Source organism: Bradyrhizobium sp. CW1, assembly GCF_023100665.1.
GTDB lineage: Bacteria > Pseudomonadota > Alphaproteobacteria > Rhizobiales > Xanthobacteraceae > Bradyrhizobium > Bradyrhizobium canariense_D.
The window spans coordinates 1,035,649-1,060,721 of record NZ_CP064684.1 but is presented as its reverse complement, the minus strand read 5'-3'; the positions used below and the strand labels follow the sequence as shown (position 1 = coordinate 1,060,721).

The following is a 25,073-nucleotide window of genomic DNA, read 5'->3' as shown; positions in this document are numbered from 1 at the left end:
CAGCCGTTATCTCCGGACGAAAGCTCAGCCTTCGAAAGCTTAGTCTTCGAAAGCTCAGTCTTGCGCGTTCAATGCCGGCTGCGACCCGCCCGTAGCCCAATCGAGAAGCTCAATCGTGTGTACGACCGGAACTGACGTGCCACTGGCAATCTGCACCATGCAGCCGATATTGCCTGCGGCAATCATGTCCGGCTTGACGCTCGCGATGTTGGCGACCTTGCGATCGCGCAACCGGCCCGCAAGCTCGGGCTGGAGAATGTTGTAAGTCCCCGCCGAACCGCAACACAAATGGCTCTCCGGCACATCTTTCACCACGAATCCGTTATTGGAAAGCAATTCTTTCGGAAGGCCCGTGATTTTCTGCCCGTGCTGCAACGAACACGCAGAGTGATAAGCGACGACGATGTTGTCCTGTCGCGTCGTGGCCGCGAGTCCAAGGCCGGCGACGTATTCAGTGATGTCCTTGGCGAGCGCAGAGACCTTCGCCGCATCGGCGGCAAACGCAGCGTCTTCGCGCAGAAGATAGCCGTAGTCCTTGATCACGGTGCCGCAGCCTGACGCCGTCACCAGGATGGCGTCGAGCCCCTCGCCGGCCGCTTCCGCGCGCCACGCCGCGACATTGGCGCGAGCCCGTGCCAATGCGTCCTGATCGTCGCCGAGGTGATGGGTCAGGGCGCCGCAGCACTGCTCGTCCCTGACAAGGACGACCTCGATGCCGTGGCGCGTGAGGAGACTGATGGCGGCCTGGTTGATGCGCGGCGCCAGCACCTGCTGGGCGCAGCCCTGGAGCAGCGCGACCCGGCCGCGCTTCTTGCCGAGTGCCGCGAACACACTGCCGGCGGCGGGCCCGGGCGGCGGCAGCCGGTCCGGCGCCAGCGCCAGCATCGCCTTGAGGCGCAGAACCAGGCCGGGCGTCGCCGACGGCCGCGGCGTCGGCAGGAACGCGGCCAGCGGGCGGGCCAGCCGCGCCAGCCACATGCTGGCGCGGAAACGCTGCGGGTGCGGCAGGACGAAGGCCAGCACTCGGCGCAGCAGCCGCTCGGCGAGCGGCCGCTCGTAACGCTGCTCGATCCTGACCCGGGCCTGATCGACCAGATGCATGTAATTCACGCCCGAGGGGCAGGTCGTCATGCAGGCCAGGCACGACAGGCAGCGGTCGACATGTTTGACCACTTCGGCCGTCGGCGTCTGGTCCTTCTCCAGCATCTCCTTGATCAGATAGATGCGGCCGCGCGGGCTATCGAGCTCGTCGCCAAGCAGCACATAGGTCGGACAGGTTGCGGTGCAGAAGCCGCAATGGACGCAGGCGCGCAGGATCTTGTCGGCTTCCGCGATGTCGGGATCGGCGAGCTGCGCGAGTGAAAATTCGGTCTTCATGCGGCAGTGCCTCGCGTCAGCCGCCCCCGGTTGAGGATGGTCTTCGGATCGAAACTGGCGCGGACCCGCTCGCTCAACGCGGCAAGGCCAGGGGCTTGCGGGTGGAATACATCGATCGCGCGCCTGATGTCCTCGGCCGCCCGGATCAGCGTGGCGTGCCCGCCGGCGGCATTCGTACGTTCGCGCACGGCCCGAGCATGCGCGTCCGGCTTCGGTGGCACCGCCGCCCAGATCAGTCCACCACCCCAATCGTAGATCACGTCGCCACCGGTCTCGCGCGCCAGCAGGGTCCCGAGCGCCGCGCCCGACGCCGGCGGGCAGACGATCCGCCAGACCGGCCAGGCCCCCAGCGCGCCACTGGCCGCGAACGGCAGGACGTCGCGGATCGTGGTCCACAGCGCCGCTGACGCCGTGTCCTCGACGAGAATTGCGGTTCCGAACGGCGCCAGCAATTCGCGCAGCGAGCCGGCACGGTGGGCGGCCGAGGCGGCAATGCCCTCGAGCCGCAGCACGGTCAGCGCCTCGCCCTGGCCTGCGATATCGCCGAGACCTTCGATCTCGGTCCGGAACGCCGATGTCGGCAGATGCGCGGCCCCGGAGACATCGAAAGGCGAGCCGAGCGCCGCCGTCATTGCCTTGTTGGCGGCGGCATCGTCGAGCCCGCGCAGCAACAGCGTCCGCTCGGCCTCCGGCTTGGGCATCACTTTCAGCGTGACCTCGGTCATGACCGACAGCGTGCCCCAGGAACCGGCGAGAAGCTTGCAGAGGTCGTAGCCGGTGACGTTCTTCACCACCTTGCCGCCGGTCTTGAAGCTGTCGCCGAAACCGGAGACGGCATGCGCCCCGAGCAGATGGTCGCGCGCGCCGCCCGCCTTGATCCGGCGCGGACCGGCCAGGCCAGCCGCGATCATGCCGCCGATGGTGCCGAGCGCGGGCGTGCCGAGCAGCGGCGCGGTGTTCATCGGCTCGAAGGCGAATTGCTGGTTCTTGGCATCGATCAGCGACAGCACGTCGGCCAGCGGCGCCCCGGCCTGGAGCGTGACAATGAGTTCGTTGGGCTCGTAGCCGGTGATGGCATTCAGCGCGGAGACGTCGAGCACGGCGTTGGTCGCCATCGCGTGGCCGATGCCGCGCTTGGAGCCATGGCCGATGATCTCGAGCGGCTGCTCATTGGCAATCGCCGCGCGCACCACCTCTTCGACGTCTTTGGCGTCTCGTACCTTGAGCGTATCCACGGGCAAAGGCGGTAGCGAAATTCGCCGCCAAAATCAAATGCAGCGTGACGACAGCGGCCATTGCCGCGCGATCCGGCTCGACCTCGGAGCCACGGCCAAGATTCGATCCTCATCGAAGCATTCACGACATCGACACTTCGATCACCGGCGAACCAAAGCCGACAGCCGATCGCTACAAATCTGCACCGAGAGACCAACCGACGGAGACGACATCATGAACCACTATGCCACGCAGAAATCGCTCAGCGACGCCGTCGACGGCGGCGGCCTGCTCGTCGTCGCGCAATGGGAAGCGAAGCCGGGCGAGGCCGACAAGATCGCCGCGATCCTCGACCGCTTCCTGCCGGAGGCCCAGCGCGAGGACGGCGTCAAGCTGTTCTTGATCTCGCGCGCAAAGGACAATCCGGCCCAGTTCCTGTTCTACGAACTGTTCCGCGACGAGGCGGCATTCAAGGCGCACCAGGAGAGCGCGCATTTCAAGACCTGGATCGCTGGCGAAGCCCTGCCGCTGCTGGCGAAGCGCGAGCGGGCGCAATACGGACTGCTGTAGGCATTGCCGAGGAAAGAGGCGTGCATCGCAAGCCCTTCCATCGGCGCAAGCGCCTAGAACCGGGGGATGTCCGGGAATGCCAGATTCCCGGCATGGACGTGCATGCGGCCGAGCTCGGCGCAGCGGTGCAGGGTCGGAAACACCTTTCCGGGATTGAGCAGGCCCTGCGCGTCGAAGGCGCATTTCAGACGCTGCTGCTGGTTGAGGTCGATCTCGCTGAACATTTCCGGCATCAGATCGCGCTTCTCGATGCCGACGCCGTGCTCGCCGGTGAGCACGCCGCCGAACTCGACGCAGGCGCGCAGGATGTCGGCGCCGAAGGCTTCGGCGCGCTCGATCTCGCCGGGCTTGTTGGCATCGTAGAGGATCAGCGGATGCAGATTGCCGTCGCCGGCATGGAACACGTTGGCGCAACCAAGCTGGTACTTTTCCGAGAGCTCGCGGATGCGCGCCAGCGCCTTCGGCAGCGCACCGCGGGGGATGGTGCCGTCCATGCAGAGATAGTCGGGCGAAATGCGGCCGACGGCGGGGAAGGCGGCTTTCCGGCCGGCCCAGAACAGATTGCGCTCGGCTTCCGAGGTCGAGATCTGGCAGGTGGTCGAGCCGCAAGCGTTCGCAATCGTCTCGACCCGCGTGATCAGCTCGTCGACCTCGATCTTGGGACCGTCGAGCTCGATGATGAGGAGGGCCTCGACATCGAGCGGATAGCCGGCATGGACGAAGGCCTCCGCGGCGTGGATCGCGGGCTTGTCCATCATCTCCATGCCGCCGGGAATGATGCCGGCGCCGATGATGCGCGCCACGCATTCGCCGGCCGCCTCGACTTGCGCGAAGCCGACCATCAGCGCGCGCGCCGTCTCCGGCTTTTGCAGGATGCGCACCGTGATCTCGGTGATGACACCGAGCAGGCCTTCCGAGCCGGTGATGACGCCCATCAAATCGTAGCCGGAGTTTTCCGCCGACTTGCCGCCGATGCGCAGGATCTCGCCGCTCATCAGCACGATCTCGCAGCCGAGCACGTTGTTGGTGGTCATGCCGTATTTCAGGCAGTGCACGCCGCCGGAATTCTCCGCGACATTGCCGCCGATCGAGCAGGCGATCTGCGATGACGGATCCGGCGCGTAGTAGAACCCAGCATGGGCGACGGCCTGGCTGATCGCGAGGTTGGTGACGCCGGGTTCGGTGACGACGGCGCGGTTGTCGAAATCGATCTCGCGGATGCGCTTGAACTTGCCGAGGCCCAGAAGCACGCCGTCTTCCAGCGGCAGCGCGCCGCCGGACAGCGAGGTGCCGGAGCCGCGGGGCACCACCTTGATGCCCTGCCCTGCACAATATTTCAGGACCAGCGAAACCTGCTCGGTCGTGTCGGGCAGCACAACGACCATCGGCGGCTGCCGATAGGCCGTCAACCCATCGGATTCATAGGCCCGCATCTCGGCGGCGCTGTCGATCACGCCTTCGCCCGGCACGATTGCGCGCAATGCAGCCACGATCTCGGCGCGGCGCGCGAGCACGGCCTGGTCGCTCGCGGGCATCATGATGGCCATAACATTTCCTTCATGGCATATCCTTCCGGCCAAGGCCGCATGATCGATTTGTCGCGGTAAATCAACCACGTCCGCGGTGGTTTGGGTAGGCCGTCCGAAAGTCGGATCGACGATCCTGCGCGAGTTCGCTCTGGGACAAGTAGGAAATCGTGAAACCTGCCATGGTTTGGCGGCTTGTCCAATCCGAGCAGGCCTGCCAAAACCGGCAGGTCCGACCGTTGCCGATCAGGCATGCAACTGACCAGCCCCCAGGGAAGAGACGAAGAGCACCCGATGACAAAACTGATTTTTGGCGCATTGACCATCCTCACCGCGATTGCCACCGCACCCGCCGCGATGGCGCAGGACGTCGCGGCCGGCAAGTCGTCGTTCAACAAATGCCTGGCCTGTCACGCGATCGGCGAAGGCGCCAAGAACAAGGTCGGCCCCGAGCTCAACGGCCTCGACGGCCGCAAGTCCGGCACCGCGCCGGACTACAATTACTCCGACGCCAACAAGAATTCCGGCATCACCTGGAACGAGGCCGTGTTCAAGGAATACATCAAGGACCCCAAGGCCAAGATCCCCGGCACCAAGATGGCGTTCGCCGGCATCAAGAACGAGACCGAGATCAACAATCTCTGGGCCTACGTGTCGCAGTTCGACAAAGACGGAAAGATCAAGCAGTAAGCGCGGGAACGGCGGCCGCTGGAGCTTCGGTTCTGAACCGAAGCTCCAGCTTCTCGTTTTGACGCGTTTTCTTCACGCGAACCGGCATCCACTTCGCTCGAAAACGCTCTAATCGGCGGTCGCCTGCGCCGGGACGATTTTCCCGATCATCGTCTCGATCTCTGTCTTCACGAGATCGGGCACCGCGTTCTGCACCATGTGGCCGAGATCAGGCAGCACGATCAGCTTGGCATTCTGCACGGTGGCGGCGAACGGGCGGGCGTGAATGGCGGTCTTTACCGTCTTGTCGGGTTCGCCGGCGATGATCGTGACCGGCGCCGTTATCTCGCCGTAGCGCGGAGCTTGCGCAGCCACCGCCTGCTTCAGCGACACCAGATCATAGGCATTGGCGATGAACTCGCGCGGGCGCAGCAGCAACGGCGTCGCGGAGTCCTGCACGAAACCGTCCGGCATCGTTTGCGGCAGGAAGACGTTGCGCGCGCCGGACTCGCTCAGGAAATAGCCTAGCGGGAGGGTTATGGTGTAGGCGAGCAGCGGGCCGATTACGGGCGTTGCGATGATCTCGTTGTAGCGGCCGACGCCGCCGCGCCAAGGATGGGTGACGGGCGCGAGCATCACAAGGCCCGCGACGCGGCCGGGATGATCGAGCGCCAGCCGCGCGCCGAGCGCGCCGCTCCAGGAATGCACCACGAACACCGCGCGATCGATCCCGAGCTTGCCGAGCGCCTCATCGATCATTCGCGCCTGGACCTCCGGCGTCGAATCCTGCCGCCGCGCCCGCGTGCTCCAGCCGTGGCCGGGACGGTCGATCAGGATGACGCGATGGTTCCTGGCGAGGAGATCGCCGAGCGGCCGCCGCATTGCCTCGAGGTTGGAGCTCGCGCCGTGCAGCATCACGATCGGCAGGCCCGAATCGCGCGGGCCGATATCGACGAGGTGAAGCACGGCACCCTCGACCTCGATCATCCGGCCCTGCGGTGGAAAGGCGCGTTGCACGGCGAGGACGCCGGCCTGCGTGACCAGCGCCAGCACAACCAGCGCGGTCACGACTGACATCACGATCATGGACGGAATCCGGGCGACCCAAGGCACAGGGCAGTTACGTGGCTTGCGGCCGGCAGTTTCGCCCGGGGAGCCCCCGCGCTCCACTTGAAATGCCGGGGCTGTGGATATGTGCATAATTCAAGCGAGAAAAACGCAATGAAATCAATACTGCTCCCCGGAGCACGCAGGCTTCGAAACAGCTTCATGCACTCGTCATCGCGGCTTCCTTATAATCGCCATGGTCGGTTCCGCCATTTAGACGCAGGTGGGCGCCGATCGTGCTCGCAACCCTCAGGGATGCGGGAAGACCGGCAGGATTTATCCTGATTTGAACCGGAGAATTTCGATGAGCCTGAGATCCAAAGATACTGCGATCGACGAGATCGTGGCAAGCTGCCACGGTGACCTGCGCGGTGCCGTGCGCGCGCTGCTGCTGATCAACGAGCACCTCGAGACGGAGCTTGCAAAGGCCTATGCCGCAGCGGTCGATCGCGGCCTCGCCGAGCGCGAAGGCAGCGTTTTGCACTAGATTGCTGTCGACCTAGTTCGTGCTGTCCTCGTCCTTTTCCTCGTCAGGCGTGGGTGCGGGACAGGCGCGGATGGTCGAACGGGCAAGCTTGGCGTCGGCCTTCGATTTGTAAGGACCGTCACCGAACCAGACGTCGCCGAAGATCACGGGATTGCTGGTCACGATGTTGCATTTTCCGGTGGCACGATTGCCGACCACCCAGAACAGTCCGTCGGCGAGGCTCGCCGTGCCCGACGCCAACAGCAACATACCTGCAAAGATCAAACGCTTCATGGCTGTGCTCCCGCCATGAAGGTAGGCCTGCGGCGGTGCCATCCACACCCCTTGTAACGCGGCGCGTGTCATCGTGGTTAATCCGCCTGCGCCGCATTCGCTCGAGCAATGATCGACTTGTCCGCTAAATATCGCGGCCTTCGACCTTCTCGGTCAGCGCCTTGACCTGGTCGGGGATCTTCTCGAGGTGCGGATTGACGGCGAGCGCCTTGCGGTAGGCTTCGAGCGCGCGCTTTTCGTCGCCGACCTCCTGCATGATCATGCCGAGGCCTGCGAGCGCGCCGAAATGACGAGGCTCGCGGATCAACACCTCGCGGATGTCGGCGAGCGAGCGGCCATAATCGTTCTGCATGTAGTAGAGCGTCGCACGACGATTCCAGGCCTCGATGTAGTCGGGCCTGAGCTTGACGACCGAATCCAGCAGCTTGATCGCAACCTCGATCTTCTTTGCGTCGACGGCGGTCTTGGCCCGCGCCATCAGCAGCGCCGCGGTGTCGCTCGGGGTCTGGATCCAGATCGCCCAGATCCGCGCCTCGACATGCTTGGCGCTGGCTTCGTCGGGCGCAGCTTTCAGCGCGCCGAACAGGAAATCGAGATTCTTGGTGCGGTCGACCTTGGGCAGCTTGGCCGGCGCTTCCGGAAGTTTCTTCTGCTTGCCGGGCGGAGCCGGCGGATCAGCCTGCGCCAGCGCCGGAGCGAGGCCGGCGGCTCCCAGCACAAGAGCCAGACACAGGGTGCGCGCGAAGAGGAATCTCACTGCCATGGTCGAAGTCTAAACGCGCAAAGCCGCCCTTGCAAAGCAGGGGCGGCGTCAAACTCGTGTGAGACCGTGGTCTTGCGGGCGCGCGAGCGTCAGGCAGGGCGAAATCAGCCGCCCAGATCAGCCCTGGCGAGCCTTGAAGCGGCGCTGCACCTTGTTGATCACATAGACCCGGCCCTTGCGGCGGACCAGGCGGTTGGCGCGATGGCGACCGCGCAGCGATTTCAGCGAGTTACGGACCTTCATGGCAGAATCCTGAACGTTCGAAAGGCCGTGTTCGGCACTACCGTTTCGGCACGCGCGAATGAGGCAAAATGAGATTTTCCCGCTGGCGGACCGACCGCCCGGGACGGGGCGGTTCTTAAGGCATGGGAGGACCGGATGTCAATGTTAACTGGCCCGATCGCACCCAGCAAATTCAGGAAAACAACCCGATGCAAAGTAGAAGCGGCCGGATCGGGCTCAATCATCTCGGACGACGCCGATCCCACAACGCCTTGTCCCCACAATGCCTTGCCAAATTCGTTATATCATATAATCAATTCGACAACCCGTCGGGAGGAAACCCATGCCGAAGCTGAAGCTGCCGAACATCGACGACGTCGTTGCCATCGACATCCACACCCACGCCGAGGAGCCCTGCGGCACCCATCCCGACGACGGCTATGACGACTTCCAGGCGCAGATGGCGGACTATTTCAAGTCGCCGCACAAGCATCCGCCGACCGTGCCGGAGACCGCCGCCTACTATCGGTCCAAGAACATCGCCGCGGTGATCTTCCCGGTCGACGCCGAGCGCGAGACCGGCTTCCGCCGCTACAAGAATGAGGAGATGCTGGAGATCGCCTCCGACCATCTCGACGTTCTCATCCCCTTCGTCTCGATCGACCCGCACAAGGGCAAGCTCGGTGTGCGCGAGGCGCGCAAGCTGATCGAGGAATACGGGGTGCGCGGCTTCAAATTCCACCCAACCATGCAGGGCTTCTACGCCAACGACCGCATGGCCTATCCGCTCTATGAAGAGATCAACAATGGCGGCGCGATCGCGCTGTTCCACACCGGCCAGACCGGCGTCGGCTCGGGCATGCCCGGTGGCATGGGCATGCGGCTGAAATATTCCAACCCGATGTACATGGACGACGTCGCGGCCGATTTCCCCGAGCTCAAGATCATTCTCGCCCATCCCTCCTTCCCCTGGCAGGAAGAGGCGCTGTCGGTCGCGACCCACAAGCCCAACGTCTACATCGACCTCTCGGGCTGGTCGCCGAAATATTTCCCGCCGATCCTGGTGCGCTACATCAACTCGATCCTGCAGGACAAGATGCTGTTCGGTTCGGACTGGCCGGTGATCACGCCCGACCGCTGGCTGTCGGATTTCGCCAAGATCGAGATCCGCGACGAGATCCGGCCGAAGGTGCTGAAGGCCAACGCGCGCAAGCTGCTGGGGATCTAGGCGCGTACTCGTCAGCGCATCGAGGGCTTCGACGCTGCTATCGAAGCCCTCATGCTCCGGCCCTGAGGGCCTAAGACTTTGGCGCGGTGAATCTGATGGCTATGTTATGCGATCAGTTCACGCCTGCGAGGAAGCCGGCCAGGATTGTCCGGCTTTGGCTGAGCGTCTCGATACGTTCGTCGATCAGGCCGACCTGCTGAGTGAGTATTTTTCGCAGCTCGTTGCACGGCGTGAAAGCTGGATCGTTGTTCCTCACGCATGGGAGCAACCGCTTGATGGTTTCGAGCGTCATTCCCGCGCCGCCGAGCATCTTGGTGCGCCGTACGGTTTCCTCTTCGGCCAAGCCATAGTCGCGATAGCCGGAGTTCGTCCGCAGCGGCGTGAGCAGTCCTTCGCCTTCGTAGTAGCGCAGCATTCGGACGCTGACCCCCGTCCGCCGGGAGAGTTCGCCGATTTTCATCTGAAGCCCCTTGACCCTGACAGCACTGTCAGACCCTAAAGACTTTGCTCGTCCAAGTGAATGCCACTTGTGAAGGGAGCAACGATGAAAGCCTACCATTTGAATGGCCATGCTGGTGCTGGCCGCCTTGCGCGCGCCGAAATCAGCAAACCCGAACCCGCCAATGGCGAGGTCCGCATTCGGGTCGAAGCGGCAAGTCTGAATTACCGCGACCTCCTGATCCTCGACCGTGCAGGCCAAGGCGAGATCAACGGCCGCGTGCCACTCTCCGACGGTGCGGGTGTCGTTGACGCCATCGGCGCCGGCGTCGCGCAATGGCGACTCGGAGACCGCGTCGCTGCGTCGTTCTTCCGCGATTGGATCTCGGGGCCGTTCAAGTCCAGCTATATTCCGTCATCCCTCGGTGGCAACACGATGGACGGAATGCTGGCTGAGTATGTCGTGCTGCCGGCGACCGCGCTGGTCTCAGTGCCGGCCCATCTGTCCGCGGTGGAGGCAGCGACCCTGCCCTGTGCCGGCGTCACGGCTTTCCATGGCCTCATCGCACGCGGCGGGATGCACAAAGGCGACACGCTATTGGTCCAGGGAACAGGCGGCGTCGCGCTGTTCGGGCTTCAATTCGCAGCGGCGCTGGGGGCGCGTGCGATCGTGATATCCTCCTCGGATGAAAAACTCGCCCGCGCCAAGGCGCTGGGCGGCTCGATCCTCATCAACTACCGCGACACCCCTGACTGGGATGTCGTCCTCATGAAGGCGACGAATGGCGCAGGTGCCAGTCACATCCTCGAACTCGGCGGTCCCGGCACTTATGACCGATCGCTGCGATCGGTCGCTTCGGGTGGCAAGATCGTCCAGATCGGTGTCTTGACGGGGTTCGGTCCCAAGCCCGACCTCGCGCGCCTGCAGTGGGAGAATGCCGACATCATTGGTGTCACCGTCGGATCGGTCGAACACTTTGCCGCGATGAATCGCTTCCTGACCGAACACGCGATCCACCCGATCGTGGATCGGGTCTACGACTTCGACGACGTTCCCGAAGCGTATGCGCACCTGCGGACCGGCTCACACTTCGGCAAGATCGTGATCAGGCTTTAAAAGCGAGGGCTCAGTTCGCGTTTCCGTGTTGGATCGATACCGCGGCGCCTTGTATAGTCCGTGGACCGCAACGATCCCGGAGGACAGGTCAAATGAGTCTCAAAGCCGTTGTCTTCGATGCCTACGGAACGCTTTACGATATCCAGTCGGTCGCCGAGACCACCGAGGATGCGTTTCCGGGCTACGGTGAGATCATCACGCAGATCTGGCGAATCAAGCAGCTCGAATACACCTGGTTGCGCTCGCTGATGCGGCGCTACCAGGACTTTGCAGCCATCACGCGCGACTCGCTTGCCTATACGCTGCGCGTGCTCGGGCTCGCTTACGAGAATGAGGCATTCGAGCGCGTCGTCGAGAAGTACCTTCATCTCGATCTCTATCCGGATGCGACGGCGGCGCTCACGGCTCTGAAACCGCGAAAGCTCGCCATCCTCTCCAACGGCAGTCCGGACATGCTGAATGCGCTCGTGCGCAACTCCGGCCTCGACGCCCTGCTCGACGCCACGATCAGCGTCGACGAGAAGAAGATCTTCAAGCCGAGCCCGGAGGCCTATGAGCTGATCGGCGAGGTGCTCGGCACCGCGCCTGACGAGGTGCTGTTCGTCTCCTCCAATCCCTGGGATGTCGCGGGCGCGAAAGCATTCGGACTGAACGTTGCCTGGATCGAACGGGTGACGCCGGAAGCGATGGCGCTGGCTTGCGTCGAGAACGAACTCGTGGCACCGCTGACGATGTTTAAGGCGATCCGCACCCAGATGGACGAGCTCGGCTTTGCGCCGGATCATCGCGTCCGGGCGCTCTCGGAACTGCCAAGTTGCTTAGGCATCGCCGCCCAACGGTAAGTCTGGAATGAGCCGACCTGAATGAGCCTGGAATCCGTTCGCGCCTTCTTCGCCGAGAAAGCCCCCGACATATCAGTTATCGAATCCCCGATCAGCTCCGCGACAGTGCCGCTGGCCGCCGATGCTTATGGCGTCGAGCCCGGACGGATTGCCAAGACGCTGTCGTTGCGGATCGGCGAGCGCGTGATCCTGATCGTCGCGGCCGGCACTTCGCGCATGGACAACAAGAAGGTGAAGGCGGCGTTCGGCGGCAAGCCGAAAATGCTGGGACTGGAAGAGGTCGCCGAGATCACCGGCCACGAGGTCGGCGGCGTCTGCCCGTTCGGATTAAAGGCGCCGCTGCCGGTCTATTGCGACGTCTCGCTGAAAGCGTTCGACGTGGTGGTGCCGGCCGCCGGCTCGACCCACAGCGCCGTGCGCATCACGCCGGAGCGGATGGCGGAGCTGACCCGGGCTGAATGGGTCGATGTCTGCGAAGTCAGGCCGTAAGGCAGCTGGGGGATGCCTGATGCATTTGCCGGTCAGGGACGCTAATGTACGGACCATGCCCGATGATAAGGTCAAACGGCGGCTGACCACCGTGCTATGCGCTGATGTGCACGGCTATTCTCGTCTCATGGAAGCAGACGAGGCGGGAACGCTGGAGACACTCCGCCGCTATCGCACGGCCATCGCGCGATTGGTGGAGCGCCATGACGGCCGGATCGTGAATACCTGGGGCGATGCCGTCATCGCCGAATTCGCCAGCGTCGTGGAAGCCGTGCAGTGTGCGGTCGAGATTCAGCAGGAAATTTCCAACCAGGATTCGGGCCCACCTCCCCCGATGCGGTTTCGCATCGGCATCAATCTCGGCGATGTGATGGTGGATGGTTCCGACCTCTATGGAGACGGGGTCAATATCGCGGCGCGTCTGCAAGAACTTGCCGAACCCGGTGGTATCGTGATCTCCAGCTCCGCCTATGATCAGGTGCACAACAAATTATCTGTTGGCTTCGACTGCCTCGGCCAGCGTCCAATGAAAAACATTGCTCCCGTGACCAGCTATCGTGTGACCATGAGCGGCCAAGCCGCTCAAGCACGGAGCTTTCCGCCTGGCGAACGCCTGACATCTCAGACCGCAAGTGCGGGCTCGCAAACTGACGCCGCGCACCGCGACAGATCCGAGTCATCCAATTGGATGGGCTTCGTTTCAGACGGACTGGCGAAGCTGCCCCGCCCGGTTGCGGCGGCCCTCACGGTGTCGGCCTTTCTGATTCTGATCAATATTTTCACCGGCATGCACAAGATCTGGTTCCATTGGCCGGTGGCAGCTTTGCTCTTCGGCGCCATCATGCGGACGGCGCTCCGGGATCGACCTGAGTCGGACGGCAAGGGCGAGCGCTGAACGAGGCGGCACAACCGCGCTTCGCGCCCACTGCTGCGCGCGCGCGCCCCGATCATGCTTGGGCAGCACTACTCGTCGCTATCGTCATAAGGCCGCGGCTGCGCCTGCGGAGGTGGTGGCGGCACATTGTTGTATCGCGGCGCCGGCGCGGCGCGATTGCCCGGAACCTGCTGCTGCGGCGGCATCTGGTTGTTGGACTGGAACACCGCGCGACAGCCGCTGGAGAGCTGGGGCGTATTCTGCCGCAAGCAGGCCGTAATGCGGCTCACATCAGGGATCTGATCGCTGCACAGCCGCCACACATCCGGCGTGCAGGCCATCTGCTGCTCCATGGTTCCGCGATACTCTTCAGCGGATGCAGCGCCTTGCGCGACGATGCCGCCGATTGCAAGCGCCACACCCAGCGCGATCCGCTCTGTTCGCATGTCCGATTCCTTCGCGAGTCTCTCGAATTCTGTTCAATCAATGAGACGCGGAGAGGTTCTGGACCAACAAAAAATTGTGAAAATGGGCCAGGAACCTATTCGACCTTGCCGATCTTCTTCACCGCAGCAATCAGCCGCGCGCTGTCGACCGCCACGAACTCGGCAAACGCCGGCGCGTCCTGATAGGCAACGAGACTGCCCGACGTTTCGAAGGCCTTGAGCACGTCGGGGCTCGTCATCACCTGCGCCATCGCCTCGCGCAGGCGAGTCGCGATCGGCGCGGGAAGAGCACTCTGTGCAAAGAGTCCGGCCCAGATGTACATCTCGACGTCCTTGTAACCGAGCTCCTGGAAGGTCGGCACATCGGGGAAGCTTGCGACGCGCTTGGCGCCGCAATTGCCGAGCACGCGCAGCTTGCCGTCCTCCACTTGCGGCTTCAGCGTTCCCGGTGCGGCGGCGATCGCCTGCACGGTGCCGCTGAGCAGCGCGGTGAGCGCCGGTCCGGCGCCGCGAAACGGCACATGCAGCAGCTTGATGTCGGCGCTGCTCGCAAACATCTCCATCGCCACGTGCAGCGTGCCGTAAGGCCCCGATGAGCCGTAGGTGATCTGGCCGGGACGCTTCCTGGCATCCTCGACGAAATCCTGCGCGGTCTTCCATGGCGCCGAGGCGGGCACCGCGAGCAGCGTGGGATCGGCCAGCACCCGCGCGATCGGCATGAACTGCGAGAGCTCGTAGGCGACCGGACGGTCGAACAGCCGGTCGGCCTCGGGCAGCACCGCGAGCGAGGACAGCGTCATCAGCAGCGTGTAGCCGTCGGGCTCGGCGCGCGCCGCCGCGGCATTGCCGACGGATCCACCGCCACCGCCGGCGCGGTTGTCGACGATGACCGCCTTGCCGAGGATTCGCTCCAGCGCCTGTGCGACGGGGCGCGCCGCAAGATCCGCCTGGCCGCCGGCCGGAAACGGCACGATCATGGTGACGTTGCGAGAGGGATAGGCTTGCGCGAAAGCCGCGCTCGACAACACAGGCAACAACGGCAATGCGGCAGCCGCGCGCAGGACATCGCGTCGATCCATGGCAGATTTCCCCCTGTTTTCTTATTTCGCTGCCAGCCTAGCGTGACCGTCCGCAAGAACAAGCCGCGCGGCGGGATTAACGAAGCATTATCCATGTTCCGCCCGGTCAGGAACGCCCCCCTGGGCTCACCGTTGCCTCCCAGGGAGTGGAGCGATGAATAGACTTCAGACCATTGACGTGGCGCTGGACGAGATGCTGGTGAATCTCGCCGCCATCGTCTTGCGGCTTTCAAAGCCGGACGTGACGCGAACGCCGGAAGCGCGACGCGCCTTGGCGCAATCCGTGCACCAATACGCGGTCTGCGCGAAGCGTTCGCGCGATCCGCGTGTTCATGATTTGAAGTCGCAACTGGAGGAGACGTTGAAGCCGAGCTTGCGAATTGTGGTGCGTAATGGTGAGAAGGTGTCTTAGTCCAACCCGTCATTGCGAGCGCAGCGAAACAATCCAGAATACCTCCGCGGAGACATTCTGGATTGCTTCGTCGCTTCACTCCTCGCAATGATGGAGGTCGATGAAGCCGCTCGCTCTACGACGGCTTTTCTAAGACGGCTTTGCCTTTCCGCGCACTCGCCGCTTGCACGTCCCCGGCAGCTTCGCCGCGAGAAAATCACCGAGCGCCTCGACGCGCGCGGGGCGCGGGCCGCCAGGTGGCGTCACCAGATGCACGGCGCCTTCGACCTGCTTCCAGTCCTTCAGGATCACTTCGACCTCGCCGGAGGAGATGGCGTCACCGACGATGAATTCCGGAAGGTCGGCGATGCCGAGGCCGGCGATCAGCGCCGGCATCACCGCTTCGCCGTTGTTGACGCGGAGCTGTCCGCCCGGACGTACGCTGGCCTGCTCGCCGGCCGAGTTGGTGTAGTGCCAGACGTTGGGCGTGGAGAGATAGGCGTAGCTGAAGCATTTGTGCTCGGCCAGATGCATCGGATGCGTCGGCCGCCCGTGTTGCTCGAGATATGACGGCGCGGCCACCGTGAAACGCGGCATGGTGAAGAGCCGGCGGGCGATCAGCGAGGAATCCGGCAGCCGCGCGATCCGCACCGCCATGTCGAAGCCCTCGCCAATCAAATCGATGGTCGCATCGCTCAAGTGCAGATCGACCGAGACCTCCGGATACGCCTCGAAGAACTCCGGCAGCAGCGGCGCCACCGCCTTGATCCCGAATGTCATGGGCACGGCGAGCCGCACGAGGCCGCGCGGTGCGACCGATTGCGCCAGCGCCTCGTTCTCCGCCGCCTCGCCGTCGGACAGCAGGCGCGTCGCACGCTCGGCGAGCTTATGCCCGGCATCGGTCAGCGCGAGCCGGCGTGAGGTGCGGTTGAACAGCCGGGCGCCGAGCCGCTCTTCGAGGCGCGTGACCGCCTTGGACACCGTTGCCTTGGACATCGCGAGCTCACCAGCGGCCCCCGCAAACGACCGTAATTCCACGACTTTTGCGAAAATCGCGAGCGCCTCGAAATCGGGGAGTTTGGCCATGAAAGCGGATCCAATTGGGATGTTTAAGGAAACAATGTGTTTCGACAGTTTCTATTTCTATACCACAAACAGAGGCTTATCCAAGGGTCATCAGAAATTCAGGAATGGAGAAATCCAATGACCAAGAAGCTCTCAGGCAAGGTTGCCCTCGTCACTGGTGGCTCGCGCGGTATCGGCGCGGCCTCTGCTCGCGCCCTCGCCGATGAAGGCGCGGATGTCGCGATCAGCTACGTTGCCTCTCCCGAAAAGGCGGAAGCCGTCGTCACCGAGTTGAAGGCCCGAGGCGTCAATGCCCGCGCCTTCAAGGCGGACCAGGCCTCGGCCAAGGACGTGACGCAGCTCGTCAACGACGTCGCGAAGGAGTTCGGCCATCTCGACATCCTCGTCAACAATGCCGGCGTCGCGAGCGGCGGTGCGATCGATGACGCCAATGCCGACACCGAAGCGCTCGCCCGCCAGGATGCCATCAACGTGCATGGCGTGATCGCTGCGATCCGCGCCGCTTCGCAATTGATGGGCGAAGGCGGCCGCATCGTCACCGTCGGCTCGATGCTCGCCGATCGCGCCTCGTTCCCGGGTCTTGCGGACTACGTCGCCACCAAGGCCGCCGTGGTCGGTTACACCAAGGGCGCAGCGCGCGACCTCGGCCCACGCGGCATCACCGTGAATGTGGTGCAGCCCGGCTCGATCGACACTGACATGAACCCGAAGGACGGCGGCGAGTTCGCCGAGACCCAGCGCAAGCAGCACGCGTTGCAGCGCTTCGGCCGCCCCGAGGAAGTCGCGGCTGGCGTCGTGTTCCTCGCAAGTCCGGAAGCCTCCTTCGTCACCGGCACGGTGCTCAACGTCGACGGCGGTTTTGGCGCCTGATCAAGGCGCCATCCGCCAAAACAAGGAATTACGCAGATGATCGAACTCAGACCCTTCGCAAAGCTCGGCGGCGCCGATCACGGCTGGCTCAATGCCAAGCATCATTTCTCCTTCGCAAGCCATTACGACCCCGACAACATGGGTCACGGCGCCTTGCGGGTTTGGAACGACGACGAGATCGCGCCGAACACCGGCTTTCCCGCCCATCCCCACGCCAACATGGAAATCATCACCTATGTGCGCGAGGGCGCGATCACCCATCAGGACAGCCTCGGCAACGAAGGCCGCACCGAAGCGGGCGACGTGCAGGTGATGAGCGCCGGCAGCGGCATCCGCCACTCCGAGTACAATCTCGAGTCGACCAAGACACGCATCTTCCAGATCTGGATCGAGCCGACCGCGCGCGGCGGGCAGCCGACCTGGGGCTCGAAGCCGTTTCCGAAAGGAGACCGCTCGGGCAAGCTCGTCACCATCGCGAGCGGCTTCGAGCATGACACGGACGCGCTGCCGATCCGCGCCGATGCGCGGGTGCTCGCCACCACGCTGAAGGCCGGTGAGAGCGCCGAGTACGTGCCGCACAAGTCGCGGCACCTTTATCTGGTGCCCGCGGCGGGGTCAGTCCAAATTAACGGCGTGCGCGTCAACGCCCGCGACGGCGCCGCGATCCGCGACGAGGACAGGCTGAAAATCACGGCACTCGAAGATTCCGAGATCGTGCTCGTCGACGCGGCGTAACGGCTCTCTCTGTCATGGCCGGGCTTGTCCCGGCCATCCACGCCCCGCGACGAGCGAACAAGAACGTGGATGCCCGGGACGAGCCCGGGCATGACGACCCAAAAAAAGCACTCACTCAATCCCATCGGAGACATCATGACCAAAGTTCTCGTCCTGTATTATTCCGCCTATGGCCACATCGAAACGATGGCCAATGCCGTTGCCGAAGGCGCGCGCGAAGCCGGTGCCACCGTCGACATCAAGCGCGTACCCGAGCTGGTGCCGGCCGAGGTCGCCAAGGCGTCCTATTACAAGCTCGACCAGGCCGCCCCCGTCGCCACGATCGACGCCCTCGCCAATTACGACGCGATCATTGTCGGCACCGGCACCCGCTTCGGCCGCATGGCCTCGCAGATGGCGAACTTCCTCGACCAGGCCGGCGGTCTCTGGGCCAAGGGCGCGCTGCACGGCAAAGTCGGCGGCGCCTTCACGGCGACCGCGACCCAGCATGGTGGTCAGGAGACGACGCTGTTCTCGATCATCACCAACCTGTTGCATTTCGGCATGGTCGTGGTCGGCCTGAATTACGGCTTTGCCGGCCAGATGAAGCTCGACGAGGTCACCGGCGGCGCGCCTTACGGCGCCACCACGATCACCGGAGGCGACGGCAGCCGGCAGCCCAGCGCCAACGAGCTCGCCGGCGCACGCTATCAGGGCCGCCAGATCGCGGAGACAGCCAGGAAGCTGCACGGCTGAGCGCGGTTAAGCTTTACGTCCGAACCACTGCATGGCAGGTGCGATCTGGGCGGCATTCTCTTCTGGAGATGCCGCCCCATCTCTGTGGCCAGGATATTTCACCAAAAGCGATACGAATGGCTTTCGAACTCTTGTTGATCGCGCAGATGATCCGCAGGCCCGCTCAGGCGCTGGCGCGGCGCTGGTATTGCCGGAGCCTGTTCAAGGCCTCACGCGGCCGCTTTCACTGTGCCGGCTGCGCGAAGTCATGATGCTCTAGCCACTAGCATTACAGTTGCTTTTGTTGCGGGCTTCTGAATCCATGGGCAACCATGATTCGAATGTCGTGGGCGCGGGCCGCGTCGGTTGAGGCGACGCTTGCGTTGTGGGCGGCGTCGCTTCGAAGATCAAGCAACGGATACGTCCGTTGTTCACGCAAGAGCGTGTTGCGACGAATGCAGGTCTGTTCCTGGAAGGTCTGCTCGGAGATGAGCAGCGCAAGACCGGTTGGATGCGCGCGGAGGCGGCTGGCGATCCCGGCCCATGGCGGCAGCAGGCGATTCTGGGTCGTGGAGACTGGGACGCTGATGCCCTGCGCGATATCGTGCACGACTATGTCATCGAGCATTTGGCGGATGACGATGCGGTGCTCGTGATCGACGAGACCGGTTTTCTCAAACAGGGCAAAGCGTCATGCGGAGTGGCGCGGCAATACACTGGTTCGGCAGGAAAGATCACGAACTGCCAGATCGGCGTCTTCGCTGCCTACGTTTCGCGTCATGGCCATGCGTTCATCGATCGCGCGTTGTATCTTCCGAAGGAATGGACCGACGATCCAGATCGTCTGGAAGCCACATATGTGCCTGCCGATGTCGGCTTTGCGACCAAACCAAAGCTTGCGACGAGAATGATCGCACGCGCGATAGCCGGGTCTGTACCATTCAAGTGGGTTGCCGGTGATACCGTCTACGGTGTTGGCAACATCGAACAGCAACTACGTCGGGCAGGCAAAGGCTACGTGCTTGGGGTCAGCAGCGCTCATGTGTTTCGATCCTGGGGCAAGCGACCGCCGGTCGCCGGTACGGCTGCAGACCTCGCCCGGACGCGGCGCTCATCCGACTGGAAGCGCCTGTCGGCGGGAGCCGGAACCAAAGGACCGCGGCTGCACGATTGGTGTTATCTCGAATTGGCGGATCTCGAGGCCGAGCAGTCCAACAGTGCAAATGACGGTTTGTGGACACGCGGTCTACTGATCCGTCGTCGCATTGCCGATGATGACCTCGCCTTCTTCACCACCTGGTGCCCAGCGGGAACAGCCATTGAAACGCTGGTCGCGGTCGAAGGCCATCGATGGGCGATCGAGGACAGCTTTGAAACGGCGAAAAACGAGTTCGGGCTCGATCACAACGAGAGCAGATCCTGGCATGGCTGGCACCGTCATGTGTCCTTGGTGATGCTCGCCTTCGCCATGATGGCCGCGATCCGACATCGCGCTAATCCGCCACCGCCCAAAAAAACGAAACGGCGCCCCCCGGCAAAAGCCAAAACATAACCACCCCACCACTGATCCGTTGGTCAATCCAGGAAATCCGCCGCATTGCTATCAGACTTGCGCGGAAGCGGATTCAACCCGCACACATCATCGCATGGTCCTTCTGGCGCAGAGCTCACCAGGCTGCCGCTCAACGCGCCCACTTCAAATCAAAAAAGCAACTGTAATGCTAGGCCTGCGTGATGTCCGCGTTGGGCTTAATGGGCGCAGTCGCGACAGGCGCCGGCGCTGTCGACAGCCACCAGCCCTCACCGGCGAACCAGCAGGTCTCGTCGGGAGCGCCCTCTCTCCGCAACGACTGCACGCCCTCCCACCCCCTTGCGAACGCCTCGGCCAGTCGCCGGGCGGCATCCGCGTTCTGCAATCCCGCGCAGCCGATGAATTGGGCACGCCCGAGGAATTTGGCGGGCCAGACCGCCCCCTCGTCGGGGCGCGTGATCATCAACATGCCGCCGATCATGCCTTCGGGCGCGAGTGGAAACACCAGCCGCCCACCGGGCAGCAAGGCATCGAGCCATTCGGTGGCCGGCTGCGCCGCACCCGCGCAGACATAGATCACGTCGGCTTTGGGAAGATCGGACGCGATGCCCGATCGATCCCGCACGTCCGTATGGGCGATGTCCTTCAGATTCTCGCGCGCGAGGCCTGCCAGACGTTCGTCGATCTCGTAGGCATGGACGCGGCCGCCGGGGCCGACGAGATGCGCGAGGATTGCGGTGTAATAGCCGCTCCCCGCGCCGATCTGGATCACAGTCTCGCCTTCCTTCACCGCGCAACCGCTGAGCCAATAGGCGTGCGCGCCGGGCATCCCGATATTGAGACCCCGCGCGCTGTCGAGCGCGAGCAGCGTGTTCTGATAGAGGAAAGCGGGATCATCATCGGGTGTGACAACATAGGGGTGGCCGCCAACCGAGATCGACCACGGCCCGGGTCCGGCGAACGTCTCGCGCCTGACGGTGCGAAACGCTTCTTCGATACGGGGGTCCGCGGCCCTCGCCGCGGCGCTGATCAACTGTGCATAGAATGCGCGATATTTTGCCGAACGATCTTCCATGTCGCCTCCGGGAAACAGGCGACGATAACACAACGATTGCGATAATCGAGTGACCCTACAATCCAGGGCGGCGCGTCAGCGCGTCCTCTTGCCCATCGCCTGCGCCGCAAAGGCGGCAAGCCTGGGGTGACGACGCAGGCCCTGCGCGGCGTGGTCGCGCCACGCGAAGGGCATGCCGCGCCAGGACAGCGCGACGCTGACATCCGTCAGCGGCACCGGCTCGGCGCCGAAGCGGCGCTTGTAGTCCTGGTTGCCGATGCTGAGGTCGAAACGGCGCACGCCTTCCGCATGCAGCGCCGCCATAGTGCGCTCGGTCACGAGCAGCCCCGGCGAGCAGTTCGACCAGGAATCGCCGGTGTGGCTGATGCGCAGCAGGAAATAGGTCTCACCGAACCTGACGCCGAGCGCGGTGGCGACAATGGCCTCGTCGCAAACCAGCGCCGAGATGACGGCATAACCGTTCGCGACGCCCCGACGCGCGACCTCGCGATAGAACTGCGCATGGGTTTCGTCGTTGAGGACGAAGCGCGAGCCGAGCTTTCGCATGCGCGCCTGCTGCTGGGCATCCATCACGTCCAGCAGCTCGCGCGCACGCGCGACATCGGTGGCGATCTCGAATCGCGCGCCGGCGTGACGGTTGAAGACGCGCCAGCAGCGTGGCATCTGCATGCGCTTGATCGAGGCCTGGTAATCTTCATAGTCGTCGCCGGTCAGCACGAGGTTGCCGTTGAGCGAGCAGGACCCGATCCGGCCGAGCGACACCAGCGGGTTCGGGTTGCCGCCGATCTGGGCCGGCATCTTCTTCAGGCGCAGCAAATCGAAGCGGTCCGGCAATGCGCGCAATGCGTCGATCAGCGCCGTGCCGATCGCATCCGCCGCCGCCGCGTCCAACGCGGCATCGAGCGCCAGGATCGGCGCGTTGTTGTCGGAAACGCCGAGATCGGCGAATTCGACGATGCGGATGCCGCGCCTGAGGTGGCTGATCATCGGCACGATTGCGATGTCCCTGCCGGTCGTGGCATCGGAGATCAATGCAATCAGCGGCGAGAGATCGTGGAACGCCTCGTACCAGGCGCCGAGCCAGTAGCCATGCTGGAATGCAGTGCGATGGCCTGCGTTCAGGCGCGATGCGGCCCGCGGCCAATCACGCACGAAATCGACCGCGATTGCCGACGCGCTGGACACAAGACCATCTGGTTGCTCGACGCTGAGGATCGTCATCCGCGGGACATACGATTACTGGGCGTTTCCAGATAGATTATGTTTTGTCGCGGCCACAAGTGAGCTCACAGCTTATCGTTAAGCCGATGCCATTGCGGCGGCACCGGCTGCGACAAGTCGTCCGGTTCCATTTCCGCGACGCATTGGAACCTGGCCAGGAAGTGCAGGCCGGCCACGGCAACAGTGAACATGAACCAGATCGGATTTTGCCGTTCGAGCAAGAAGGTCTCAGTGGCCCCGTAATACAGGCCGAACAGCCATACGGTCAGGAACAGCTTTGGCAACGCACCGCTGCGGTTGTGAGTTCGGGCCGTCTGGAAATTGCCGAGCGGCGCGAGCACGAAGACGAGGATCACCAGCAACAGCCCCGGCAGGCCGATGGTGACCGCGAGGTCGAGATAGCTGTTGTGGCTGTGCGCCGCGCTCGTCGCCCATTCGGCGCCCTGGGCGGTCTGCCGCGCGGTCACGTCGTCCCAGAACGCGGCGTAGCCGTGACCGATGATCGGCTTCTCCGCGACAGCTGCGAGCGCGAACTCCCAGATGGCGGAACGGCCGGTGAAGGTGGGATCGAGCGGAAGCAGCCGCGTCATCGCTCCGAGCGCCGGGCTCATGACGCTGCCGACCGTCAGCAGGTTCATCGCGATCAGCGGCACGAAGCAGATGATCCGCTTCAGCCACAGGCCCGGCGTCACGCAGACCAGCGAGGCGAGCGCATAAATCGCAAGGCACAGTACCGACGACGTCTTGCCGCCGGTGAAGATCAGGAAGATTCCAGCCAGCGCGGCGATGGCCGGCCCCATCAAGAACGAACCAATGGCAGACAGGTAAATGCCGACATAAATCAGGATGGTCATCACCGGCGAAGCGATGTTCTTGTGACCAAAGCTGCCGCGCCAGTCGCCGGCCAACTGCGGCTCGGTGACGTCGAGTGCGGTGTGGATCGAGTATTGCGGCGCCACGAAGACGCCGAGATAGCAGAGCGCAAGCAGTACGAGGGCGGCGCCGCCGAGGCACAGGTTGAAGCTGCGCTGCGTCGGCGGCAGCAACGGCAACAGCACCGCGAGCGACATCACGCTGGCTGCGAGCATGAAGCGCTGCATCGAGACTCCGCGATTCTCGGAGAAGACGATGCTGATCAACAGCCAGCCGACCAGGCAGAGATGCAGCGGCGTCACCAGCGTCTTAAGCGCGGGCGCATCCGTTGCGGCGACCAACAGGACTGCGAGCGCGGCCAGCAGGCCCCAGGCGACATAAGTGAGCGCCATTCGTCCGCCGACGACGGTGGTGACATCCTCGCTGCGCAGGTCGGGAAACGGATCGAGCGTCACCAGCACGAGGAGCAGCGCTGCGACTGCGACGAGGCAGCGCGCCGCCCGCACGGCGTCGACCCCTGCAAGCCCATCGCGCAGGACGCCGCCGAACGATCGGGCCTCGACGTCGGTCATGTCAATGGCGCTGCGATCCATGGCTCAAGGCTGGTGGTGAAGCCCGGGGGAAGCTCGAAGTCTTAGCCGATCCCTGTTAAGCATCCGTCAACCAGTCCAGCGGGGCGCTGCGGCACCGCCTGCTGCCGCACGATGCTCCGCGCGATCTCGTAATATTGAAGCGCGCGCTGTTCCAGCGTCAGGTTGTCCAGCACGAAACCGCGGGGATCGAACGTATCGGCGGCGCACCCGGCCCAGAAATCATCCCAGCCCGCCTCAAACCCGGCGATGTCGACGAACTTGGCGCCGCAACGATCGTCCCAGTACGGCACCGACGACACCGGCGCGAATTGGACCCGATGCGGATAGTAGTCGGGGTCTCGCCACGGCCCGCCTGGATCCCAGGCCAGCACCGGCACGCCGCAAGACAATGCCTGCTGATAGGCGATGCCCTGGCTCTCGTTCTGGCAGAGGAAGATCATCGCACGCGATTGCGCGAGCGCGGCCCGATAGTCTTCTTCCTTGTAGCTGCCGTAACGCAGCTCGGCGAACGAGCGGCCTTCCCTCGTGAGCCGGGCGCGGACGGGTTCGATCAGCTCCGCCGCGTAGCGATCGCGGTCCCAGTGCACCTTGTCGTAGATCAGGACGTCGACGCTCTTCTGCGACGTCGCCGGCGGTGCCCAGAGATCCGTGTCGATGCCGATCGGCCAGGCCTCCGTGTCGGGCCAATGCGGCCGATACATGTCGGCGTACCACGGGCCGGGCACCACGACCTTCTTCACCGGCAGGCGCTTGAACAGGTCGGGATCGTCGAGCGGATGATTGTGGGCGGCGACGCCGAGCAGGATCGGATTTTTCCAGGCGAACTTGTCGAGCAAGAAGGTGCGGCCGATGATGCAGGCGAGTTCGCCCGGATGCCGCGCGATGTAGCCATAGTCGTTGACGCGATAGCGGATACCGAGCCGATCGAGCCCCGCACAGAGATTGAGGAACACGCGCAGCTGCCCGCTCATGCGCGGCTCGCCAAGCAGCATGCGACGCGCCATGCGCCGCAGATGCCGGTCGCCGGGAAACCAGCGATCATCCTTGTCCTCGTAGAACAGGTTGAGGACCATATCGTCGGGATCGTAGTCGAATGTCTTTGCGGGCACTGGTGTCCATCCGCGGCGGCCTGATGCGCATTCTCGCATGGGACCGGCTGTCGCACTCTTCCTAATTTGCCACAGGCTTAATGCCGGCGGCTTAACGCTAATTGACGAAACCAACGCTGCGGCAGCCTTCGTGGCGACGCTTTTTTCCCGATG

General features: G+C 63.8%; 28 protein-coding genes and 1 pseudogene. 14 read left to right on the top strand and 15 right to left on the bottom strand.

Going from position 1 to position 25,073, the window contains the following annotated elements; genetic code table 11:
- Positions 1 to 54 precede the first annotated feature (54 nt).
- Together glcF and IVB54_RS05005 are read right to left on the bottom strand one after the other, a co-directional pair.
- Positions 55 to 1,377, bottom strand: coding sequence for a glycolate oxidase subunit GlcF (gene glcF / locus IVB54_RS05010; protein ID WP_018453426.1), 1,323 nt, complete (start codon positions 1,375 to 1,377; stop codon positions 55 to 57).
- On the bottom strand, positions 1,374 to 2,612 hold the full coding sequence (locus IVB54_RS05005) for an FAD-binding protein (protein WP_018453425.1): 1,239 nt from the start codon (positions 2,610 to 2,612) through the stop codon (positions 1,374 to 1,376). The genes glcF and IVB54_RS05005 overlap by 4 nt, the downstream gene beginning before the upstream one ends.
- Before the next feature lie 214 nt (positions 2,613 to 2,826).
- Between IVB54_RS05005 and IVB54_RS05000 the strand changes: the two genes are divergently transcribed.
- Positions 2,827 to 3,162 carry an antibiotic biosynthesis monooxygenase family protein gene (locus IVB54_RS05000; protein WP_026232528.1) on the top strand — a complete coding sequence of 112 codons (336 nt, stop codon included), beginning with the start codon at positions 2,827 to 2,829 and terminating at the stop codon, positions 3,160 to 3,162.
- A gap of 53 nt (positions 3,163 to 3,215) precedes the next feature.
- Here IVB54_RS05000 and IVB54_RS04995 read toward each other — a convergent pair whose 3' ends face one another.
- The gene (locus IVB54_RS04995; RefSeq protein ID WP_018453423.1) at positions 3,216 to 4,709 is read right to left on the bottom strand and encodes an FAD-linked oxidase C-terminal domain-containing protein; all 1,494 of its coding nucleotides are present in this window, start codon (positions 4,707 to 4,709) and stop codon (positions 3,216 to 3,218) included.
- A 273-nt stretch (positions 4,710 to 4,982) separates the two neighbouring features.
- On the opposite strand from IVB54_RS04995, the gene cycA reads away from it, so the two are divergent.
- Positions 4,983 to 5,378: a cytochrome c-550 CycA gene (gene cycA / locus IVB54_RS04990; RefSeq protein WP_018453422.1), complete on the top strand. Its 396-nt coding sequence runs from the start codon at positions 4,983 to 4,985 to the stop codon at positions 5,376 to 5,378.
- A gap of 108 nt (positions 5,379 to 5,486) precedes the next feature.
- On the opposite strand, the gene IVB54_RS04985 is transcribed toward cycA, so the two are convergent.
- The gene (locus IVB54_RS04985; protein WP_018453421.1) at positions 5,487 to 6,443 is read right to left on the bottom strand and encodes an alpha/beta hydrolase; all 957 of its coding nucleotides are present in this window, start codon (positions 6,441 to 6,443) and stop codon (positions 5,487 to 5,489) included.
- Between the two features lie 325 nt (positions 6,444 to 6,768).
- Here IVB54_RS04985 and IVB54_RS04980 point away from each other — a divergent pair, with 325 nt between their 5' ends.
- Positions 6,769 to 6,951, top strand: a complete 183-nt coding sequence (locus IVB54_RS04980; protein WP_007596968.1) for a hypothetical protein — start codon at positions 6,769 to 6,771, stop codon at positions 6,949 to 6,951.
- A 12-nt stretch (positions 6,952 to 6,963) separates the two neighbouring features.
- Here the strand turns inward: IVB54_RS04980 and IVB54_RS04975 are convergent, their stop codons facing one another.
- The 3 genes from IVB54_RS04975 to ykgO all read right to left on the bottom strand — a co-directional run bounded on the left by IVB54_RS04975 (position 6,964) and on the right by ykgO (position 8,230).
- Positions 6,964 to 7,224 carry a hypothetical protein gene (locus IVB54_RS04975; protein ID WP_018453420.1) on the bottom strand — a complete coding sequence of 87 codons (261 nt, stop codon included), beginning with the start codon at positions 7,222 to 7,224 and terminating at the stop codon, positions 6,964 to 6,966.
- A gap of 124 nt (positions 7,225 to 7,348) precedes the next feature.
- Complete coding sequence (locus IVB54_RS04970) at positions 7,349 to 7,987, bottom strand: tetratricopeptide repeat protein (protein WP_026232527.1); 639 nt, start codon at positions 7,985 to 7,987, stop codon at positions 7,349 to 7,351.
- 117 nt (positions 7,988 to 8,104) lie between these two features.
- Positions 8,105 to 8,230: a type B 50S ribosomal protein L36 gene (gene ykgO / locus IVB54_RS04965; protein WP_006611362.1), complete on the bottom strand. Its 126-nt coding sequence runs from the start codon at positions 8,228 to 8,230 to the stop codon at positions 8,105 to 8,107.
- Positions 8,231 to 8,552: 322 nt separating this feature from the next.
- Here ykgO and IVB54_RS04960 point away from each other — a divergent pair, with 322 nt between their 5' ends.
- Positions 8,553 to 9,437 (top strand): amidohydrolase family protein, encoded by an 885-nt coding sequence (locus IVB54_RS04960; protein WP_247299343.1) that lies wholly within the window; start codon positions 8,553 to 8,555, stop codon positions 9,435 to 9,437.
- A gap of 112 nt (positions 9,438 to 9,549) precedes the next feature.
- Here the strand turns inward: IVB54_RS04960 and IVB54_RS04955 are convergent, their stop codons facing one another.
- A complete protein-coding gene (locus IVB54_RS04955; RefSeq protein WP_018453417.1) occupies positions 9,550 to 9,897 on the bottom strand; it encodes a MerR family transcriptional regulator in 348 nt (115 codons plus the stop codon).
- An 84-nt stretch (positions 9,898 to 9,981) separates the two neighbouring features.
- On the opposite strand from IVB54_RS04955, the gene IVB54_RS04950 reads away from it, so the two are divergent.
- The 4 genes from IVB54_RS04950 (at position 9,982) to IVB54_RS04935 (ending at position 13,218) form a co-directional block, all read left to right on the top strand.
- On the top strand, positions 9,982 to 10,992 hold the full coding sequence (locus IVB54_RS04950) for an NAD(P)-dependent alcohol dehydrogenase (protein WP_026232526.1): 1,011 nt from the start codon (positions 9,982 to 9,984) through the stop codon (positions 10,990 to 10,992).
- Positions 10,993 to 11,084: 92 nt separating this feature from the next.
- The gene (locus IVB54_RS04945) at positions 11,085 to 11,834 is read left to right on the top strand and encodes a haloacid dehalogenase type II (protein ID WP_018453415.1); all 750 of its coding nucleotides are present in this window, start codon (positions 11,085 to 11,087) and stop codon (positions 11,832 to 11,834) included.
- Positions 11,835 to 11,855: 21 nt separating this feature from the next.
- Positions 11,856 to 12,323 carry a YbaK/EbsC family protein gene (locus IVB54_RS04940; protein WP_247777088.1) on the top strand — a complete coding sequence of 156 codons (468 nt, stop codon included), beginning with the start codon at positions 11,856 to 11,858 and terminating at the stop codon, positions 12,321 to 12,323.
- 55 nt (positions 12,324 to 12,378) lie between these two features.
- The gene (locus IVB54_RS04935; protein ID WP_018453413.1) at positions 12,379 to 13,218 is read left to right on the top strand and encodes an adenylate/guanylate cyclase domain-containing protein; all 840 of its coding nucleotides are present in this window, start codon (positions 12,379 to 12,381) and stop codon (positions 13,216 to 13,218) included.
- 68 nt (positions 13,219 to 13,286) lie between these two features.
- Here IVB54_RS04935 and IVB54_RS04930 read toward each other — a convergent pair whose 3' ends face one another.
- On the bottom strand, positions 13,287 to 13,643 hold the full coding sequence (locus IVB54_RS04930; RefSeq protein ID WP_018453412.1) for a hypothetical protein: 357 nt from the start codon (positions 13,641 to 13,643) through the stop codon (positions 13,287 to 13,289).
- A gap of 95 nt (positions 13,644 to 13,738) precedes the next feature.
- Positions 13,739 to 14,722: a tripartite tricarboxylate transporter substrate binding protein gene (locus IVB54_RS04925; protein WP_018453411.1), complete on the bottom strand. Its 984-nt coding sequence runs from the start codon at positions 14,720 to 14,722 to the stop codon at positions 13,739 to 13,741.
- 154 nt (positions 14,723 to 14,876) lie between these two features.
- Between IVB54_RS04925 and IVB54_RS04920 the strand changes: the two genes are divergently transcribed.
- Positions 14,877 to 15,134 carry a hypothetical protein gene (locus tag IVB54_RS04920; protein WP_026232525.1) on the top strand — a complete coding sequence of 86 codons (258 nt, stop codon included), beginning with the start codon at positions 14,877 to 14,879 and terminating at the stop codon, positions 15,132 to 15,134.
- 129 nt (positions 15,135 to 15,263) lie between these two features.
- Here the strand turns inward: IVB54_RS04920 and IVB54_RS04915 are convergent, their stop codons facing one another.
- The gene (locus IVB54_RS04915; RefSeq protein ID WP_085350126.1) at positions 15,264 to 16,199 is read right to left on the bottom strand and encodes a LysR family transcriptional regulator; all 936 of its coding nucleotides are present in this window, start codon (positions 16,197 to 16,199) and stop codon (positions 15,264 to 15,266) included.
- Between the two features lie 117 nt (positions 16,200 to 16,316).
- Here IVB54_RS04915 and IVB54_RS04910 point away from each other — a divergent pair, with 117 nt between their 5' ends.
- The 5 genes and pseudogenes from IVB54_RS04910 to IVB54_RS04890 all read left to right on the top strand — a co-directional run bounded on the left by IVB54_RS04910 (position 16,317) and on the right by IVB54_RS04890 (position 20,070).
- A complete protein-coding gene (locus IVB54_RS04910) occupies positions 16,317 to 17,069 on the top strand; it encodes an SDR family oxidoreductase (protein WP_018453408.1) in 753 nt (250 codons plus the stop codon).
- A 36-nt stretch (positions 17,070 to 17,105) separates the two neighbouring features.
- On the top strand, positions 17,106 to 17,804 hold the full coding sequence (locus tag IVB54_RS04905) for a pirin family protein (protein WP_018453407.1): 699 nt from the start codon (positions 17,106 to 17,108) through the stop codon (positions 17,802 to 17,804).
- Between the two features lie 135 nt (positions 17,805 to 17,939).
- Positions 17,940 to 18,539, top strand: a complete 600-nt coding sequence (gene wrbA, locus IVB54_RS04900; RefSeq protein WP_247360946.1) for an NAD(P)H:quinone oxidoreductase — start codon at positions 17,940 to 17,942, stop codon at positions 18,537 to 18,539.
- Positions 18,540 to 18,570: 31 nt separating this feature from the next.
- Positions 18,571 to 18,798, top strand: a complete 228-nt coding sequence (locus IVB54_RS04895; protein ID WP_157642889.1) for a hypothetical protein — start codon at positions 18,571 to 18,573, stop codon at positions 18,796 to 18,798.
- Between the two features lie 52 nt (positions 18,799 to 18,850).
- Positions 18,851 to 20,070 (top strand): annotated as a pseudogene (locus IVB54_RS04890) (IS701 family transposase).
- Positions 20,071 to 20,239: 169 nt separating this feature from the next.
- Here the strand turns inward: IVB54_RS04890 and IVB54_RS04885 are convergent.
- From IVB54_RS04885 to IVB54_RS04870, 4 genes are all read right to left on the bottom strand, one after another.
- Entirely contained in the window at positions 20,240 to 21,124 is an 885-nt protein-coding gene (locus tag IVB54_RS04885) for a class I SAM-dependent methyltransferase (RefSeq protein ID WP_085350128.1), read from the bottom strand.
- 75 nt (positions 21,125 to 21,199) lie between these two features.
- A complete protein-coding gene (locus tag IVB54_RS04880) occupies positions 21,200 to 22,345 on the bottom strand; it encodes a GNAT family N-acetyltransferase (RefSeq protein WP_247299339.1) in 1,146 nt (381 codons plus the stop codon).
- Positions 22,346 to 22,410: 65 nt separating this feature from the next.
- Entirely contained in the window at positions 22,411 to 23,811 is a 1,401-nt protein-coding gene (locus tag IVB54_RS04875) for an O-antigen ligase (protein ID WP_247777087.1), read from the bottom strand.
- A 41-nt stretch (positions 23,812 to 23,852) separates the two neighbouring features.
- Positions 23,853 to 24,920 (bottom strand): glycosyltransferase, encoded by a 1,068-nt coding sequence (locus IVB54_RS04870; protein ID WP_018453402.1) that lies wholly within the window; start codon positions 24,918 to 24,920, stop codon positions 23,853 to 23,855.
- Positions 24,921 to 25,073 lie beyond the last annotated feature (153 nt).

Excerpts from the sequence above, each read along its gene's own strand:
- IVB54_RS04925 (WP_018453411.1), bottom strand. The coding sequence starts at position 14,722 with ATGGATCGACGCGATGTCCTGCGCGCGGCTGCCGCATTGCCGTTGTTG.
- IVB54_RS04985 (WP_018453421.1), bottom strand. The coding sequence starts at position 6,443 with ATGATCGTGATGTCAGTCGTGACCGCGCTGGTTGTGCTGGCGCTGGTC.
- IVB54_RS04875 (WP_247777087.1), bottom strand. The coding sequence starts at position 23,811 with ATGGATCGCAGCGCCATTGACATGACCGACGTCGAGGCCCGATCGTTC.
- IVB54_RS04945 (WP_018453415.1), top strand. The coding sequence starts at position 11,085 with ATGAGTCTCAAAGCCGTTGTCTTCGATGCCTACGGAACGCTTTACGAT.
- IVB54_RS04995 (WP_018453423.1), bottom strand. The coding sequence starts at position 4,709 with ATGGCCATCATGATGCCCGCGAGCGACCAGGCCGTGCTCGCGCGCCGC.
- IVB54_RS04915 (WP_085350126.1), bottom strand. The coding sequence starts at position 16,199 with ATGGCCAAACTCCCCGATTTCGAGGCGCTCGCGATTTTCGCAAAAGTC.
- IVB54_RS04885 (WP_085350128.1), bottom strand. The coding sequence starts at position 21,124 with ATGGAAGATCGTTCGGCAAAATATCGCGCATTCTATGCACAGTTGATC.
- IVB54_RS05000 (WP_026232528.1), top strand. The coding sequence starts at position 2,827 with ATGAACCACTATGCCACGCAGAAATCGCTCAGCGACGCCGTCGACGGC.
- IVB54_RS04920 (WP_026232525.1), top strand. The coding sequence starts at position 14,877 with ATGAATAGACTTCAGACCATTGACGTGGCGCTGGACGAGATGCTGGTG.
- wrbA (WP_247360946.1), top strand. The coding sequence starts at position 17,940 with ATGACCAAAGTTCTCGTCCTGTATTATTCCGCCTATGGCCACATCGAA.
- IVB54_RS04905 (WP_018453407.1), top strand. The coding sequence starts at position 17,106 with ATGATCGAACTCAGACCCTTCGCAAAGCTCGGCGGCGCCGATCACGGC.
- IVB54_RS04935 (WP_018453413.1), top strand. The coding sequence starts at position 12,379 with ATGCCCGATGATAAGGTCAAACGGCGGCTGACCACCGTGCTATGCGCT.
- IVB54_RS04975 (WP_018453420.1), bottom strand. The coding sequence starts at position 7,224 with ATGAAGCGTTTGATCTTTGCAGGTATGTTGCTGTTGGCGTCGGGCACG.
- IVB54_RS04960 (WP_247299343.1), top strand. The coding sequence starts at position 8,553 with ATGCCGAAGCTGAAGCTGCCGAACATCGACGACGTCGTTGCCATCGAC.
- IVB54_RS04930 (WP_018453412.1), bottom strand. The coding sequence starts at position 13,643 with ATGCGAACAGAGCGGATCGCGCTGGGTGTGGCGCTTGCAATCGGCGGC.
- IVB54_RS04950 (WP_026232526.1), top strand. The coding sequence starts at position 9,982 with ATGAAAGCCTACCATTTGAATGGCCATGCTGGTGCTGGCCGCCTTGCG.
- IVB54_RS04940 (WP_247777088.1), top strand. The coding sequence starts at position 11,856 with ATGAGCCTGGAATCCGTTCGCGCCTTCTTCGCCGAGAAAGCCCCCGAC.
- IVB54_RS04970 (WP_026232527.1), bottom strand. The coding sequence starts at position 7,987 with ATGGCAGTGAGATTCCTCTTCGCGCGCACCCTGTGTCTGGCTCTTGTG.
- IVB54_RS04955 (WP_018453417.1), bottom strand. The coding sequence starts at position 9,897 with ATGAAAATCGGCGAACTCTCCCGGCGGACGGGGGTCAGCGTCCGAATG.
- IVB54_RS04910 (WP_018453408.1), top strand. The coding sequence starts at position 16,317 with ATGACCAAGAAGCTCTCAGGCAAGGTTGCCCTCGTCACTGGTGGCTCG.
- ykgO (WP_006611362.1), bottom strand. The coding sequence starts at position 8,230 with ATGAAGGTCCGTAACTCGCTGAAATCGCTGCGCGGTCGCCATCGCGCC.
- glcF (WP_018453426.1), bottom strand. The coding sequence starts at position 1,377 with ATGAAGACCGAATTTTCACTCGCGCAGCTCGCCGATCCCGACATCGCG.
- cycA (WP_018453422.1), top strand. The coding sequence starts at position 4,983 with ATGACAAAACTGATTTTTGGCGCATTGACCATCCTCACCGCGATTGCC.
- IVB54_RS04980 (WP_007596968.1), top strand. The coding sequence starts at position 6,769 with ATGAGCCTGAGATCCAAAGATACTGCGATCGACGAGATCGTGGCAAGC.
- IVB54_RS04880 (WP_247299339.1), bottom strand. The coding sequence starts at position 22,345 with ATGACGATCCTCAGCGTCGAGCAACCAGATGGTCTTGTGTCCAGCGCG.
- IVB54_RS04895 (WP_157642889.1), top strand. The coding sequence starts at position 18,571 with ATGGCAGGTGCGATCTGGGCGGCATTCTCTTCTGGAGATGCCGCCCCA.